General features: G+C 65.3%; 12 protein-coding genes. 7 read left to right on the forward strand and 5 right to left on the reverse strand.

The window, feature by feature from the left end; genetic code table 11:
- Window positions 1-138: 138 nt before the first annotated feature.
- A complete protein-coding gene (locus tag GGC64_RS18525; protein WP_192724029.1) occupies window positions 139-1,596 on the forward strand; it encodes an APC family permease in 1,458 nt (485 codons plus the stop codon).
- The gene (locus tag GGC64_RS18530) at window positions 1,593-2,309 is read left to right on the forward strand and encodes an IclR family transcriptional regulator (RefSeq protein WP_192724030.1); all 717 of its coding nucleotides are present in this window, start codon (window positions 1,593-1,595) and stop codon (window positions 2,307-2,309) included. Before GGC64_RS18525 ends, GGC64_RS18530 begins: the two co-directional genes overlap by 4 nt.
- A gap of 78 nt (window positions 2,310-2,387) precedes the next feature.
- Here GGC64_RS18530 and GGC64_RS18535 read toward each other — a convergent pair whose 3' ends face one another.
- On the reverse strand, window positions 2,388-4,001 hold the full coding sequence (locus GGC64_RS18535) for an AMP-binding protein (RefSeq protein ID WP_192724031.1): 1,614 nt from the start codon (window positions 3,999-4,001) through the stop codon (window positions 2,388-2,390).
- Window positions 3,998-5,689 carry an AMP-binding protein gene (locus GGC64_RS18540; RefSeq protein ID WP_192724032.1) on the reverse strand — a complete coding sequence of 564 codons (1,692 nt, stop codon included), beginning with the start codon at window positions 5,687-5,689 and terminating at the stop codon, window positions 3,998-4,000. Before GGC64_RS18540 ends, GGC64_RS18535 begins: the two co-directional genes overlap by 4 nt.
- Window positions 5,690-5,747: 58 nt before the next feature.
- On the opposite strand from GGC64_RS18540, the gene GGC64_RS18545 reads away from it, so the two are divergent.
- The 5 genes from GGC64_RS18545 (at window position 5,748) to GGC64_RS18565 (ending at window position 10,403) form a co-directional block, all read left to right on the forward strand.
- Window positions 5,748-6,584: a helix-turn-helix transcriptional regulator gene (locus GGC64_RS18545; RefSeq protein WP_192724033.1), complete on the forward strand. Its 837-nt coding sequence runs from the start codon at window positions 5,748-5,750 to the stop codon at window positions 6,582-6,584.
- An 83-nt stretch (window positions 6,585-6,667) separates the two neighbouring features.
- Window positions 6,668-7,093 carry an Hsp20/alpha crystallin family protein gene (locus GGC64_RS18550; RefSeq protein WP_192725165.1) on the forward strand — a complete coding sequence of 142 codons (426 nt, stop codon included), beginning with the start codon at window positions 6,668-6,670 and terminating at the stop codon, window positions 7,091-7,093.
- Window positions 7,094-7,244: 151 nt separating this feature from the next.
- Window positions 7,245-7,907: a hypothetical protein gene (locus GGC64_RS18555; protein WP_225952087.1), complete on the forward strand. Its 663-nt coding sequence runs from the start codon at window positions 7,245-7,247 to the stop codon at window positions 7,905-7,907.
- A gap of 3 nt (window positions 7,908-7,910) precedes the next feature.
- The gene (locus GGC64_RS18560; protein ID WP_192724034.1) at window positions 7,911-9,020 is read left to right on the forward strand and encodes an epoxide hydrolase family protein; all 1,110 of its coding nucleotides are present in this window, start codon (window positions 7,911-7,913) and stop codon (window positions 9,018-9,020) included.
- Window positions 9,021-10,403, forward strand: coding sequence for an NAD(P)-binding protein (locus tag GGC64_RS18565; RefSeq protein WP_192724035.1), 1,383 nt, complete (start codon window positions 9,021-9,023; stop codon window positions 10,401-10,403).
- 55 nt (window positions 10,404-10,458) lie between these two features.
- Here GGC64_RS18565 and GGC64_RS18570 read toward each other — a convergent pair whose 3' ends face one another.
- Genes GGC64_RS18570 through GGC64_RS18580 form a run of 3 tightly spaced genes read right to left on the reverse strand, consistent with a single transcriptional unit; the run spans window position 10,459 to window position 16,115 of the window.
- A complete protein-coding gene (locus GGC64_RS18570; RefSeq protein ID WP_192724036.1) occupies window positions 10,459-12,282 on the reverse strand; it encodes an ABC transporter ATP-binding protein in 1,824 nt (607 codons plus the stop codon).
- Complete coding sequence (locus tag GGC64_RS18575; RefSeq protein ID WP_192724037.1) at window positions 12,279-14,207, reverse strand: ABC transporter ATP-binding protein; 1,929 nt, start codon at window positions 14,205-14,207, stop codon at window positions 12,279-12,281. The genes GGC64_RS18570 and GGC64_RS18575 overlap by 4 nt, the downstream gene beginning before the upstream one ends.
- A gap of 15 nt (window positions 14,208-14,222) precedes the next feature.
- Window positions 14,223-16,115 (reverse strand): ABC transporter ATP-binding protein, encoded by a 1,893-nt coding sequence (locus GGC64_RS18580; RefSeq protein WP_192724038.1) that lies wholly within the window; start codon window positions 16,113-16,115, stop codon window positions 14,223-14,225.
- Between the last annotated feature and the right edge of the window lie 36 nt (window positions 16,116-16,151).

Raw genomic sequence — 16,151 nt, forward strand, 5'->3', positions numbered from 1 at the left:
TGCGCGCTGATTCTCATTCCACGCGTCGGTTCAGCCCTGTTGGCGTGCAATATCCGGCGGTTAGCAGCTGGACGATGATCGTGATTCTCATTTGACGATCCGCAAAGTTAACGTCCAGACGGCGGTGGACGCGGGAGGATGGGCGACGTGCGGCCGATCAGAAGCAGCTCACCGGTCTCGGGCCTGCGACGTGGACAGTTGTCGTTCGCGCAGGTCTTGGGTCAGTCGGTGTCTGCGGTCGCGCCTTCGGCGGTCATGGTGACGCTGCCCGCGCTGGTGATCCCGGCTGCGGGTGGCTGGACTCTCGGCGTGTTCGTCGTCACGGCGCTGCTGATGGCGGCCGTCGGCTATTGCGTCGGCCAATTCGCCACCCGCATGGTCGCGGTCAGCGGGCTCTACAGCTACACGGTCAAGGGCCTCGGCCCTGGAGCAGGGATCGCCGCGGGCTGGTCGCTGGTTGTCGGATACGCGGCGGCGGCGATGGCCAGTTCCGTCGGCGCGGCGAATTACCTCGCCGCACTGCTGAGCCGGCTCGGCGTGCCGAGCGGCGCGGCGACGATCACCGTGCTCGCTCTTGTCGTCGGCGCGGTGGCACTGACGTTGATGATCCGGGGTATTCGATTGTCCGCCAGGATCTCCCTGACCGTCGAGGTGTTTGCGATCGTGGTCGCGGCGGTGGTGTTGGTGATCGCATTCGGCGGCTCGATCGCCGGTGGCCGCGCTCCGCCCGATGCGGCTGAGGGGCAGTCACATTCGGCACTCGGCTTCGCTCTGCTGCTGGCGATCACGTCGTTCGTCGGCTTCGAAAGCGCGGGGACGGTGGCCCGCGAGGCCCGCAAGCCGTTCGTCACCGTGCCCCGCGCCATTCGGTGGACGCCCATCGCCGTCGGCCTGCTCTACGTCTTCGCCGCAGCCATGCAGTCGACCCAAACCATCAGGGCGGGAATCGGTTCCGTGCCGATTGTGCTGACACTGCCCGCCGGCGCGGGCGCGGGTTCGACGGCGTTGTCCATCGCGATGGAACTCGGCATCACGGCATCATGGTTCGCGTGCATCATCGGTTCGACGACCGCGCTGTCGCGCACCTTGTTCGCGATGGGCCGCGAGGGGGTGGTGCCCGGGGTCGTCGGCAGCACCAATCGCCGCTTCCACACGCCGCATGTCGCGCTCCTGCTCGCGATGCCGGTCATCGTGGTGGTGCCGCTGGTCTACCTGTGGGTGACCGGGTCGAGCAGAGAAGCGCTGATCGGACTGCTCGCGGTGTCGGCGCACGGGTATGTCGGCGCGTATCTGTTGGTGTGCCTGGCGACGCCGGCGTTCCTGCGTCGCATCGGCGAGCTGACCCGACTGCCGCTGGTGATCGGTGTCGCGACAGCGGTGCTGATGATCACGATAATCGTTTGGGCCGCATTGACATTGGAGTCGCCGGTGTGGATCGCGACCGCCGTATATGGCGGGCTGCTTGCCGCAGGATTTGCGCTGTACGCATTCCGGCTGCGGCGGGTGCCTGGACTGAGCGAGCGGGTCGGGGTGTTCGACGAGACAACCGAGGGCGACCTGCTCGCCGACTACAACCCCTGGATGGTACGGCGATGAGCCCGGCCGACGGCAGTCTGTCGGGTCGGCAGCCGAAGGCGGTGCAGAGTGCGCTGCGCGTGCTGGAGGAGGTGGCGCGGGCCGGCGTTGGTGTAACGGCCAAAGAGATCGCGGAGAACCTTTCCATGCCGTCGGCGACCGCGTATCGGCTGCTGAATCTGCTTGTGGCTGACGGGTATATCGTCCGGCTGCCCGACCTGTCCGGCTTCTCGCTCGGACATCGGATGGGTGTGCTGATCGATGCGGCGGTCGCGCCGACGGTGTGTACGGCCGCGCGTGAGGTGCTCGCCGAAGTGCGGCTATCCGTGCGGTTCGGCGTGCATCTGTTCTACTTCACCAACACCGCCGTGCGCGCCGCGGATCTGGACAGTGAGTTTCCGCCGCCCGTCGACGAGGCGACACTGAACAGGAATCTGCATCGTTCCGCCGTCGGCAGGCTGCTGTTGGCCGAGAAGCAGGATCTCGCCGGTTTGGCGCCGGTCAGCGACGAGTTACTGGCCCGGCTCGACGATGTGCGGCAAAACGGGTTCGCCACGCAGACCGGCGAGCTTCGCGAGGACTGCGCATGCGTCGCGGTTCCAGTCAGGGCACCCGCCGGCGGACTGGTCGCGGCGTTGAGCATGTCGGGCCGCTCAGACCAGGATGTGTTGTTGGCCAAGCAAGTACCGGCACTGAACGAGTGCGCGAAACGGCTGAGCCCCCTACTGGCCTAGTTGCGCCTGACGCATTCACTCTGCATTGACGGCGGTGCCCACTCGAACTTCCGCGCCGTGGACGCAGAGTCAACGAGATCAGAGGCCGAGGAGCTTCACCGTCTCGTCGCGCATCTCGATCTTGCGCACCTTGCCGGTGACCGTCATCGGGAAGTCGTCGACGACGTGTACGTAGCGCGGGATCTTGTAGTGCGCCAGCTTCCCCGTCGCAAAGGCCTTCACCGCGTCGGCGTCCAGCGGTGTCCGGCCGGGCTTCATCCGAATCCAGGCGCAGATCTCCTCGCCGTACTTCTCGTCGGGGACACCGATTACCTGAGCATCCTCGACATCCGGGTGGGTGTAGAGGAACTCCTCGATCTCGCGCGGGTAGACGTTCTCGCCGCCGCGGATCACCATGTCCTTGATGCGGCCGACGACGTTGCAGTAGCCGTCCTCGCGCATCACCGCCAAGTCGCCGGTGTGCATCCAGCCATCGGAATCGATTGCCTCTGCGGTCTTCTCGTCGTCTTCCCAATACCCGAGCATGACCGAGTAGCCACGCGTGCAGAACTCGCCCGGCTCACCACGCTCCACTTCGTCACCGGTCTCGGGGTCGATGATTTTGATCTCGACATGCGGGTGCGCCCGGCCGATCGATGCGGTCCGGCGCTCGAGATCGTCGTCGATGCGGGTCTGGCAACTCACCGGCGACGTCTCCGTCATGCCGTAGCAGATGGCGACCTCGGACATGTTCATGTCGTTGACGCAGTGCTTCATCACCTCGACCGGGCACACCGATCCGGCCATGATTCCGGTGCGCAACCGCGACAGATCGGTGTTCGCGAAGTCAGGGTGGTTCTGCATGGCGATGAACATGGTCGGCACACCGTAGAGACCGGTGCAGCGTTCCTGCTCAACAGCCTGCAACGTCAGCCCCGGATCGAAGCCGGGCGCCGGAATCACCATCGTCGCACCATGACTGGTACAGCCGAGGTTGCCCATCACCATGCCGAAGCAGTGATAGAAGGGCACCGGAATGCACAGCCGGTCATCGGGCCCAAGATTGATCAACTCGGTGGTGAAAAATCCGTTGTTCAGTATGTTGCGGTGCGACAGCGTCGCGCCCTTCGGGAAACCCGTTGTGCCCGAGGTGTACTGGATGTTGATCGGGTCCGTATTCGACAACTCGGCCATCCGCGCGTGCAGGTCGGCGCCAGACACTTCCTCGGCCCTGGCGCGCAACGCATCCCAGTCGGGTGTGCCGATGAACACCACATCGGCCAGCTTCGGCGTCTCGGGGCGCACTTGGTTCACCATCACGACATAGTCCGAAGTCTTGAAGGAGGTCGCGGCGACCAACATTCGCGCCCCGGACTGATTGAGCACATAGCCGAGTTCGTGCGTGCGGTAGGCCGGGTTGATGTTGACCAGGATGGCGCCGATCTTCGCCGCCGCATACTGGGTGATGGTCCACTGTGCGCAATTGGGCGCCCAGATACCGACCCGGTCCCCCTTCTCGATGCCCATCGCCATCAAACCCCGTGCGACAACGTCGATCTCGGCGTTGAGTTCGGCGTAGGTGTAACGAATCCCGTGGAAAACATCTACCAATGCGTCGGCATCAGCGTGGGTGGCCGCGATGCGCTCGAAGTTCTCCCCGATGGTCTCCTCGAGGATCGCAATGTCGGTGGGACCAGCGTCGTAGGACTTCATCTATCCACCAGATCCTCGTAGCGGTATTCCGTCTCGATCGGTTGAGAGTTCTCCTCACGACGGCGGAGTTCGACCCGGCGGATCTTGCCCGAGATCGTCTTGGGCAGTTCGTAGAACTCGACGCGGCGCACCTTCAGATACGGCGCGAGGTGGTCGCGTGCGTATTCCATGATCTGGCGTGCAGTTTCGGCGGTCGGCTGCCAACCCTCGGCCAGCGAGACGTACGCCTTGGGCACACAGAGCCGAGTCTCGTCCGGTTGCGGCACGACGGCGGCTTCCACGACGGCGGGATGCTCGATCAAGACGCTCTCCAATTCGAAGGGGGACACTTTGTAGTCCGACGATTTGAAGACGTCATCGGTTCGACCGATGTATGTGATGTAGCCCTCAGCATCGCGCTGTGCGACGTCACCGGTGTGGTAGTAGCCGCCGGCCGTCACGGTGGCATTGCGTGCGGGGTCGTCGAGGTACCCCGTCATCAGGTTGAGCGGATTGCGTTGCAGGTCAAGGCAGATCTCCCCCTCGTCGGCGAGCTCACCGGAGACCGGGTCGATCAACACGACGGGCACACCGGGCATCGGCCTGCCCATCGAGCCGGGCTTCACGGGTTGACCTGGCGTGTTGCCGACCTGCAGCGTCGTCTCGGTCTGACCGAACCCGTCGCGGATCGCCAACCCCCACGCCTGCTCGACCTGTGCGATCACGTCGGGGTTGAGCGGCTCACCCGCACCGAGCACCTCGCGCAGCCCGTCGGGTTTCTCGCCGAGGTCGGATTGAATCAGCATGCGCCACACCGTCGGTGGCGCGCAGAAGGTGTTGACGCCTGCGCGCCGAAGCTGGTGAAGCAATGCGGCAGCGTCGAATCGGCTGTAGTTGTAGACGAAGATGGTCGCCTCGGCGATCCACGGGGCGAAGAAGCAACTCCACGCGTGCTTGGCCCACCCCGGCGAGCTGATCGCAAGGTGGACGTCGCCGGGTCGCAGGCCGATCCACGCCATCGTCGACAGATGCCCGACCGGATAGCTGATCTGCGAGTGCTCAACCAGTTTCGGCTTACTGGTGGTGCCGGAGGTGAAGTAGATGAGCATTGGATCGTCGACGGCGGTTTGCGCGGTGAACGGGCCGGCCGATTCGACGCCGTATGCGTCGGCATAATGACGCCAACCTTCGACCGGTCGGCCGACAACGATTCGGGTGTACTCCCCGGCGACGTCGTCGAATTTGGTGGTGTCCACGTCGTTTGCGACGACGAACCGCGCGCCGCCGCGGGTGATGCGATCGACCAGATCGGTAGGGCCAAGCGCGCCAGTCGTCGGCATGATGACCGCCCCGAGCTTGGCGACGGCCAGCATCGCCTCCCACAACTCGACCTGGTTGCCGAGCATCAGGATGACGCGATCGCCCTTGCCGATGCCCAGCGTGGCCAGCCAGGTCGCGACCCTGTCCGAGCGGTCCGCCATCTCCGCGAACGTGACCTTCTGCTCGTCGCCGCCCTCCTCGACGATCCACAGCGCCGTCTGATCAGCGCGGGAGGGGCCCCTGGCGATGACGTCGAACCAGTCGATTGCCCAGTTGAAACTGCCGGTGAGCTGAGGCCATGCAAATGCCCCGACGGCCTTGTCGTAGTCGCCGATCAGGTCAACTAGCTGATCGCGTGCGGTGCGATACAGATCGGTGTTGGACGTCATGGCGGATAGGATCTACGTCACACTAGTCGCCCGATACCCCCGAAAGAGGGTGTTCAGATTGCATTCCGGCTCGCCACTGCTGCGCCCGCGTGACGCGGACGCGCTGCGTGCCGAGCTGAGGCGAGTCGCCGACCAGGCGGGCATGCCGCTCACGTTCGGCGGCGAGGTGCACGAGGAGACGCTGTTGCTGACGGAGTTCGTCGGCGCACGCACCAACGGCATGCGCGGGCTGGCGGTCATGCCCAGCGCAGGCCTCGGCGGCGCGAGCGTGGTGTCCCGGCGGCCGTTGTCCGTCTCCGATTACCGAAAGGCGTCCTCAATCACCCACGATTACGACGGTCCGGTGCTGCAAGAGGGGATCAGGTCGATCCTGGCCGTGCCGGTCGTGGTGGACGGCAGGGCGCGCGCCGTTCTCTACGGCGCCTATCGGGCGCCGGCGCCGATCGGGGGTCGCACCGCGGACCTGATGATCGCGTCGGCGCGACGGCTCAGCCGCGAGCTCAGCATCCGCGATGAGGTCGACCGCCGGCTGCGGCTGCGTGACGCGCACGTCGCGGGAGGGGCCGCAACCGAAGAGATCCGGGAAGTGCACGCCCAGCTGCGCAGGCTGGCCGCGGATCCGGCCGCACCGCCTGCGTTGCAGGCCCAGTTGCGGGTGCTCGCTGAGCGGCTGGCCCGGGGCCGATCGGCTGGGCCCGCTGCGGCATTGTCGGCGCGCGAGCTCGACGTGCTGGCTCAAGTCGCCCTCGGCTGCACCAATGCCGAAGCGGCCAAACGCCTTTCGCTGAAGCCGGAGACGGTGAAGAGTTACCTGCGCAGTGCGACGGCCAAGCTCGGTGCGCATACTCGCCATGAGGCGGTCGCCAAGGCTCGCCGCGCGCGGTTACTGCCCTGACCGAAGGCCGGCCCCCCGGAAATATATGGCGGCAGAGATAGGTTATCTATGCCACAAAAATAGATCTACGGTTGGCATCGGAGGTGATCAACATGCTGAAGTTCGACCCGTTCTTCCGTGATCTTGATCGGCTGACCCAACAGCTGTGGGGCGGCGAGGTGAGCCGCCGCGCCATGGCGAAGATGGACGCATGGCGCGACGGCGACAACGTCATCGTCGAACTTGATCTGCCGGGAGTCAGTCCCGACTCGATCGACGTCACGGCCGACCATGACGTACTGACCGTGACAGCCCGACGGCCAGAACCCACTGAGGGTAACTGGCTGCTGGCCGAGCGACCGCACGGTGAGTTCACCCGGCATCTGACGCTGGGCAAGAACCTGGACGTGGACGGAATCAGCGCCGACTTCACCGATGGCGTGCTGCGTCTCACGATCCCCGTCGCGGATCCCGTCAAGCCGCGCAAGATCGAGGTCCTCCCCAGCGCACAGCAGGCCATCAGCGCCTGACCTGGCTGTGGGGTTCGGGTCAGGCCGTCGCGGGGCCGCCCACGCGTTTGTCCGCGGGCGGCCCCATCTTGACCAACGGAGAGTGGAAGATGAGGCAGCAGACGTGGGGTGCTCTACTGGACCGGAGAAACGGATAACCATTGGAGACGCTTTGAGCGCTACGCCATTGCCGCGGGAAACCGTGATGGAAGTGGTCGCCGCGCACGGCGCATTGACGTCCGCGGTGGCACAGACCGCTCGGCTGATGGCCGCGGGCGGTTACGGCCAGTACGCCGAACATCTGGACAACCACCGTGCCGAACTGAACGTCGCCATTGGCGAATTCGCGCTGTGGGTCGAAAGTTTCGGCATCTGGGCCCAGCTCGATCTCACCAACCAGATGCATCCGCCGGTGGTTGGCGCGGCAGACGCGCCGCCGCCCGGTGCGCTCGATGACGCGCTGCTGAACGCGCGCGAAACGCTCAAGGCCGAGCGTGCGAACTTGCTGAGCAGTTTGGCCCAAGCACGCGCGGCCCTGAACGCGGTCGGATTACCCGCTGACGAATTGACCGCTTATCGTCGCCTGGTTCGACTGTGGGCAGGCGAAGCCATCGATGTGGTGGCCGCGGTGCATCGATTGACATTGGCCGACCGCTACATTCGCCACTTGGCGCATTTGAGCGGCCGCCGTGACGACGCGCTTCATCAAAAGGCGGCGAACCTGCTGCACGAATGGATGCACCGTCTGGAAGAAGTCGACCGCGAAGGAGAACTCGCACTGGCCGAATCGTGCGGGTACGGCAGCCTCGTCGACTTCTATCGCGCAAGGATGTAGTGCATGGCCCAGATCAATCGCTTTCGCATCGCGGTCCCCGACGCCGACCTGGCCGACCTGAAGGACAGGCTGGCCCGCACACGATGGCCGGAGGCCGAGTGCGTCGACGACTGGACGCAGGGCATCCCACTGAGCTATACGCGTGAGCTGGCCGACTATTGGGCAAACGAATACGATTGGCGCGCACAGGAAGCCGCGCTCAACAGGTTCGACCACTTCACCACCGAGATCGAAGGCCTCGACATCCATTTCATTCACCAGCGGTCGTCGGTCGAGGACGCCTTTCCGCTGCTGATCACCCACGGCTGGCCCGGCTCCGTCGTGGAGTTCCACAAGGTGATCGAGCCGCTGACCGCAGCGGGGTTCGACGTCGTGTGTCCCTCGCTGCCGGGATACGGCTTCTCCGGTAAACCGTCGAGCACGGGCTGGGGCGTCGAGAAGATCGCGCAGACGTGGGAGACGTTGATGGGCCGCCTCGGCTACGAGCGCTACGGCGCGCAGGGCGGTGATTGGGGAGCAGCGGTCACCACACAGATCGGCCGAAACGGTGGACGCTGCGTGGGGATTCATCTGAACGGACCGCTGGCCCGGCCGATCGGCGACCTGAAGAACCCGACCGAGGAGGAGAAGCGCGCCCTGGAGCGCGGCCACCATTACCGCAAGTGGGACAACGGCTATGCCAAGCAACAGTCGACCCGACCGCAGACCGTCGGCTACGCATTGGTGGACTCTCCTGTCGGGCAGCTGGCATGGATCGTCGAGAAATTCTGGTCGTGGATGGACTGCGACGGTCATCCCGAGAACGTGCTGACCCGGGACGAGCTTCTGGACAACGTGATGCTGTATTGGCTGACCGGGTCTGGAGCGTCATCGGCGCGGCTGTATTGGGAAAGCTTCCGCGTCTTCGGTGGTGCCAAACGAAAAAAGGTTGAGCTGCCGACCGGCATCGCCGCATTCCCCAAGGAGATCCTCTGCGCGCCGCGCAATTGGTGCGAGGCCGCCTACCACATCACGCATTGGACGGACATGCCGCGCGGCGGGCACTTCGCCGCTTTCGAGCAGCCTGAGCTGTTCGTCGACGACGTGCGGAAGTTCTTCGCTACGGTGCGCTAGATGGGGAGGACGATCGAGGCCGACTACCTGGTGGTCGGCGCGGGTGCGATGGGACTGGCATTCGCCGACACGCTGGTCAGCGAGTGTGATGCGACGATCGTCATGGTCGACCGCAATGACCAGCCCGGCGGTCACTGGACTCGCGCCTATCCGTTCGTCCGGCTGCATCAGCCCTCGGCGTACTACGGCGTCAACTCGCGCGAACTGGGCAGCGATGCCATCGACCAGGATGGTTTCAACGCGGGGTACTACGAGTTGGCCAGCGGCGCCGAGGTGTGCGCGTACTTCGATGCGGTGATGCGCCGGGATCTCCTGCCTTCGGGCCGGGTGACCTATCTGCCGATGAGTGAATACCTCGGCGAGGGTCGAGTGCGCACGCTCGGCGGACAGGACATCACGGTGACCGCGCGCCGCGTCGTGACCAGTCACGTGGAGATCGTGGTGCCGTCGATGCGTACGCCGTCCTACGCCGTCGACGGCGTTGACTGCGTGCCACCCAACTCGTTGCCCCGTATCCACGAGCCCAAAGACCGCTATGTGATTGTCGGCGCGGGCAAGACCGCGATGGACGCCTGCCTGTGGCTGCTGCGGCACGGCATCGCGCCGGAGCGGTTGACGTGGATCAAGCCCCGGGATGCGTGGGTGTTGGATCGTGCTGCGGTGCAGCCAGGTTCGCAGTTCGCCAAGCGCGTGCTGCGCGACTTCTCCAGTCAGCTTGGGGCGGTGGTCGAGGCGGAGTCGCTCGGCGATCTGTTCGAAAGGTTGGAGGCCAAGGGCTGCCTGATGCGCATCGACGAATCCGTCGACCCGACGATGTATCGCTGCGCGATCCTGTCGCAGGCCGAACTCACCGAACTGCGTCGCATCGAGGACGTCATCCGCATGGGCCACGTGCAGGCTATCCAGCCGGGCCGCATCACGCTCGAAGGCGGCGTCCGCGACATCGACGGGTCAGCGCTTTACATCGACTGCACCGCAGACGGTTTCGCTCACCGAGAGCCGACACCGGTGTTCAGCGACGGCCACATATCGCTGCAGGCGGTCCGCACGTGTCAGCCCGCGTTCAGCGCAGCCGTCATCGCCCACGTCGAAGCGGCCTATCCCGACGACGAGACACGGAATGCGTTCTGCGGTCCGGTGCCGTATCCGCGCGAGCCCATCGACTGGTTGCGAATGATGTTGGCCTTCAACAAGAATCAGCTTCAGTGGTTCACCGACCCCGACATGATGGCGTGGGTCGACGCGTCGCGGCTCAACGTCTTGCACCATGTTTCGGCCGCAGTCAGTGAGCGGGCCCGCGAAAAGATCATCTCGGTGTTGAATTCGCAGATGCCGGCGATCAACGCCAAGCTGGAAACACTGCTGGCCCAGGCCAACACGTGATTTGTGTGCGTTATGGAGCCGTGAGCGCTCCCGAACGCACACAAATCGCAGATGGCTAGGCCAGCGACTCCACCCACGCGCGATGCAGTGCGGCATACCGACCGCCGGTGCGGCCGATCAACTGCTCGGGTGCACCGTCTTCCACAATGCGGCCGTGCTCGAGCACCAGCACGCGGTCGGCCACCTCGACCGTCGACAAGCGGTGCGCAATCACCAAAGCGGTGCGGTCGGCCAGCACGGTTTCCAGCGCCCGCTGCACCATCCGCTCGCTCGGAATGTCCAGCGACGACGTGGCTTCGTCGAGGATCAGCACCGCAGGGTCTGCGAGGAAGGCCCGCGCGAAGGCCACCAACTGCCGCTGCCCCGCCGAGAGCCGGCCGCCACGCTTGGCGACGTCGGTGTCGTAGCCGTCGGGCAGCGCCTCGATGAATCGGTCCGCGCCGACGGCGGCCGCCGCTGAGCGGACCTGCTCATCGGTGGCATCGGGGCGACCGAACCGGATGTTGTCGGCGACGGTGCCCTCGAACATGAAGTTCTCCTGCGTCACCATCACGACGTGGCGTCGCAGCTCACTCTGCGAAATATCCCTCAGGTCAATGCCGTCCAGCGTCACAGCACCCGACGTCGGGTCGTAGAACCGCGCGATCAGCTTGGCGATCGTGGTCTTGCCCGCGCCGGTGGTGCCCACCAGCGCGACCGTCTGCCCCGCAGGCACCGAGAAACTCAGGTCGGGCAGCACCAACCGGTCCTGCACATAGGAGAACTTCACGTCGTTGAAGACGACGTCGCCGCGCACCTTACCGAGCGCCACCGGATGCGCCGGATCCTTGATCCCGGGGCGCTGGGCGAGCACACCGGCCAGTTTCTCCAGCGCCGACGAGGCGGACTGGAATGTGTTGAAGAACTGCGAAATCTCCTGCATCGGTTCGAAGAACATCCGAAGATACAGCAGGAACGCGGCCAGGGTGCCGATGGTCATCTGACCGTGCAACACGCGATAGCCGCCGTAGAGCAACACCACACCGGTAGTCAGGTTGCCGACCAGCTTCACGCCGGGCATGAAGATCGCGAGCAACCGGAAGGTTCGCTCGTTGTCGGTCTTGTAGCGGTCGGCGATGTCTTCGAAGATCTCTTGGTTGCGCGGCTCACGCCGATAGGCCTGGACCGCCTTGATGCCGGTCATCGTTTCGACGAACTGCACGATCACCAGTGCCGCGCTCTCGCGAACCCTGCGGTACGTCTTGGCCGACTCGTTGCGGAACCACCACACCAGCGCCACCAGAATCGGGAACGCCGCCAGACACATCAGGCCAAGCCGAACATCCAGTGTGACAAGAAGAATGGCCGTGCCGATCAGCGTGAGCGCAGCGGTGATCAGGCTGTCGAAGCCCGTCTCCAGCATGTCCTGGATGGCCTCCACGTCGTTGGTGGAGCGGCTGACCACCCGCCCCGACGTGTAACGCTCGTGGAACGCGATGTCCAAGCGCTGGAAGTGCCGGTATATCCGGCGGCGCAACTCGAGCAGCACCTTCTGGCCGATGCGACCGGAGCGCTGCAGGAAGAACATCCGGCTGGTCGCCTGGATCACCACCACCCCGCACAGCACCGCGACGACGACCATCAGCGTGTGTGCCGAGCCGCCGGCAAGGATCGGCGGGATGCCGTGGTCGATGCCGCGTTGCACAAGGATCGGAACCGAAAGGCGGGCAAGGTTTTCCACCACGACGACGATCGCAAGCAACGCGACCGTCACCTGGTATGGGCGCAACAGCGAAAAGAGCAGGGCCCGGGCTTCGCGGCGGCGCGGCACGCTTTCGTCGATCGGCAGGCTGTCGTCGTTGTCCTCGTCGAGGCGGCCCCGCCACTCGGTAGTGGTCATCGGCGCTCAGCCTCCGAGGAGACGTAGTCGCGCGGCTCGTGCTCTTCCACGAGGTGCTCCAGCCGACCGCGGTCCTCGTCTTCTTCCCATGCGCAACTGCGTTCAGCGCCGTCGTCGAGTTCGTCGTCTGCGGCCAGCAGGTAGCGATACTGCGGCACGGTGGCCAGCAGCTGCGCGTGTGTGCCGATGTGGGTGATGGTTGCCCCGGCAGAATCGACCCGGCTCAGCAGCGCCACCTTGTCGGCCAGCAGCACCGTCGACGCCCGGTGGGCGACCACGATGCCGGTCACCGAGTGCAGCACCCGGCGCAGCGCTTCCTCGACGACGGCCTCGGTGTGCACATCGAGCGCGGACAGCGTGTCGTCGAGCACGAGGATCTTGGGCGCGGCGAGGATGGCGCGCGCCAGCGAGAGCCGTTGCCGCTGACCGCCGGACAGGCTCATGCCCTGCTCGCCGATGCGAGTGTCGAGCCCGAACGGCAGGTCGTAGACGAACTCCGCGGCGGCCACCTCGATGGCCTGCGCCAGCTGTTCGTCGGTGGCTGGGTTGTCCGCGGATCTGCCGAGCCGAAGGTTCTCGGCCACCGACATGGAGAACAGGGTCGGGTCCTCGAACGCGGTGGCCACCGCCTGCCGCAGTGCCGGCAGTGTCAATTCGCGGATGTCCTGGCCGTCGATGCGGATCTCGCCCTCGGTGACGTCGTAGAGGCGGGACAGCAGCGAGGCCAGCACCGACTTGCCCGAACCCGTCGTACCGACCAGCGCCATCGTCTCCCCTGGCTCGACAGTGGCGTTGACGTGTCGCAGCGCCCAGTCCTGAGAGTCGGGAAAGCGGAAGCCGACGTCGATCAGTTCCAGCCGACCGCCACGAGGAGTCCGATTCGACGGGCCATCGGTGATTTCCTGTGGCGCGTCGAAGATTTCGGCGATCCGGTTGGCGGCGGTGAACGACTCCTGCGTCATCGACAGCAGAAAGCCCAGCGACGCGATGGGCCACACCAGCGACAGCATCATCGTGATGAACGCGACCAACGTGCCCATCGTCACGTAGCCGTGACCCGCGGCATACGCGCCGAAGCCGAGCACGACGATGAGGGTCAGGTTGGGGATGACCTCCAGCAGGGTCCAGAACTTCGCGGATACCGACACCCTGCCGACCTGGGTGTCGTACAGGTCGGTCAACTGCTTGTCGAACCTGTCGTAGGTGTAATCCTCACGGCCGAACGACTTGACCACCCGTACACCGAGAGCGGACTCCTCGACGTGTGTTGCGACGTGGCCGGCCTGATCCTGCGCCAGCCGGGAAAGCTTGGTGTAGGTCTGCTGAAAGTGCAGGACAGTCAACGTGATCGGCACAATTGACACCACAACGACTACGCCGAGCGGCCAGTACATCCCCAACAGGATGGCCGTCACCACGGCGATCTGGATGGTGTTCAGGAGCAGGAACAGCATGCCGAAGGACATGAATCGACGAATGGTGCTCAGGTCGTTCATGATTCGCGACAGCAGTTGACCTGATTGCCAGCGGCCGTGAAACGACATCGGCAGAATCTGCAGGCGCGCGTAGAGGTCCTTGCGGATGTCGGCCTCGACACCCATGGTGGCGCGGGCGACCAACCACCGACGGATGAACCACAGCACAGCCTCCGACACGCCGACGCCCATCGCGGCGGCGCCGAGTATCCACAGCCCGTGCTGGTCCCGGTGGGCCACCGGCCCGTCGATGACGGCCTTGGTCATCAGCGGAATGGCCACGGTGGCAACGAGGCTGGACAGCGCGATGAGCACCATCGCGATCCACCGCGCGCGGTACGGCAGCAGATAGGGCATCAGGCGCCACAGATCCGAACCGGTACGTTGACGCGCCGGCGGTCGTGCGATCGCCGGCGCCGAGCGCAACGTATCTATGGTCGATTCAGTCAAAGCGGTTCCAGGGTCTCATGCCGCTACGACATCCTCGGGATCCTTTTTGGTGCCGAACTGCGTCCGATAGAGCTCGGCGTACCGCCCTCCGCGGCGCAGCAGCTGCTCATGCGAGCCGCGTTCGACGATCCGGCCGTCTTCGACCACCAGGATCACGTCGGCTGCACGGATCGTGGAGAGCCGATGGGCGATCACGATGGACGTCCGACCGGCCAACGCCTCGGCCAACGCCTGCTGGACCGCGGCCTCCGAAGCCGAGTCCAGCGATGCGGTGGCCTCGTCGAGGACGACCACCCGCGAGCGGCCGAGCAGTAGCCGGGCGATGGTGAGCCGCTGCCGTTGACCGCCCGACAAGCGGTACCCGCGCTCACCGACGACGGTGTCCAACCCGTCGGGCATGTCGGCCACGACGTCGGCCAGGCGGGCCCGGTCCAGTGCACACCAAAGCTCTTCGTCGGTCGCGTCCGGAGCGGCCAGTTTCAGGTTGGAGCGGATGGACTCGTGGAACAGGTGGCCGTCCTGGGTGACCATGCCGACGGTTTCCTTCAGCGAGGCGAACGTGGCATCACGGACATCGACGCCGTTGAGGCGTACCGCACCCGAGTCGACGTCGTAGAGCCGCCCGAACAACGACGCGATGGTCGACTTGCCCGCGCCGGACGAGCCGACGAGGGCGACCATCTGACCCGGCTCCGCGGTGAACGAAACGCCGTGTAGCACTTCGTCTCCGCCGCGGTCGTCCAAGACGGCCACCTCTTCAAGCGAAGCAAGCGAAACTGCCTCGGCAGACGGATAGGAGAACCGCACGTCGTCGAGTTCCACCGTCACGGGTCCGTCCGGTACAGCTACCGCGTCCGGCTTCTCCTGGATCAGCGGCACCAGGTCCAGCACCTCGAAGACCCGCTCGAAACTGACCAGCGCACTTGCGATCTCGACGTGGGCGTTGGCCAGGGCGGTCAGCGGTGAGTACAGCCGGGTGAGCAGTAGCGCCAGCGAGACGATCGCACCCGTCTGAAGGTGTCCACCGATCGCAAGCACGCCGCCGAGCCCGTACACCAGCGCCAGCGCCAGTGCCGACATCAGCGTCAACGAGTTCATGAAGACCGACTGCAACATCGCGGTCCGCACGCCGATGTCGCGTACGCGCCCGGCCCGCGCCCCGAACTCGCGCGACTCCGTTGCCGGGCTGCCGAACAACTTCACCAGGGTTGCGCCCGGAGCCGAAAAGCGTTCGGTCATCTGGGTATTCATCGTCGCGTTGTGGACGGCGGCTTCGCGGGCCAGCTGCGCCATGTTGCGACCCATCCAGCGGGCGGGGATCAGGAACAGCGGCATCAGGATCAAAGACAGCAGGGTGACCTGCCAGGAGATGCTGAGCATGACCACAAGCGTCAGCGTCAGCGTGACGATGTTGGTGACGACTCCGGAGAAGGTATCCGAGAAGGCGCGTTGTGCCCCCATCACGTCGTTGCCGAGTCGGCTCACCAGAGCGCCGGTCCTGGTGCGGGTGAAGAACGCGATGGGCATCCGCTGCACGTGATCGAAAACGGCGGTCCGCAAGTCGAGAATGAGACCTTCGCCGATGGTCGAGGAGAGCCAGCGGGTCACCAGCGATATGACCGTCTCAGCCACGGCGACCGCTGCGATCACCCCGGCTAGCGCAACGACGGCGCCGAGCGCGCCTCGGCCGATCTCGTCGATGACCTTGCCCGCCAGCAGCGGCGTCGCCAAACCGAGCAACGCGCCGACGACGCTGACCGCGACGAAGGCGCCAAGCCGGCGGTGGTGCCGTCCCGCGAAGCGCCAGATGCGGCCCACCAACCGGCGGTCGGCCAACAACCGCAAATCGCCGCCACGCGCGCGGACCTGGCGGTAGAGACTTTGCCGCGCCACAGTTTCAAAGGTCATCAAATCACCGTAGAACCTCAACAATGGATGAGGTCA

This window comes from Mycobacterium sp. OAS707 (genome assembly GCF_014873705.1).
In the GTDB taxonomy this organism is placed as follows: domain Bacteria; phylum Actinomycetota; class Actinomycetes; order Mycobacteriales; family Mycobacteriaceae; genus Mycobacterium.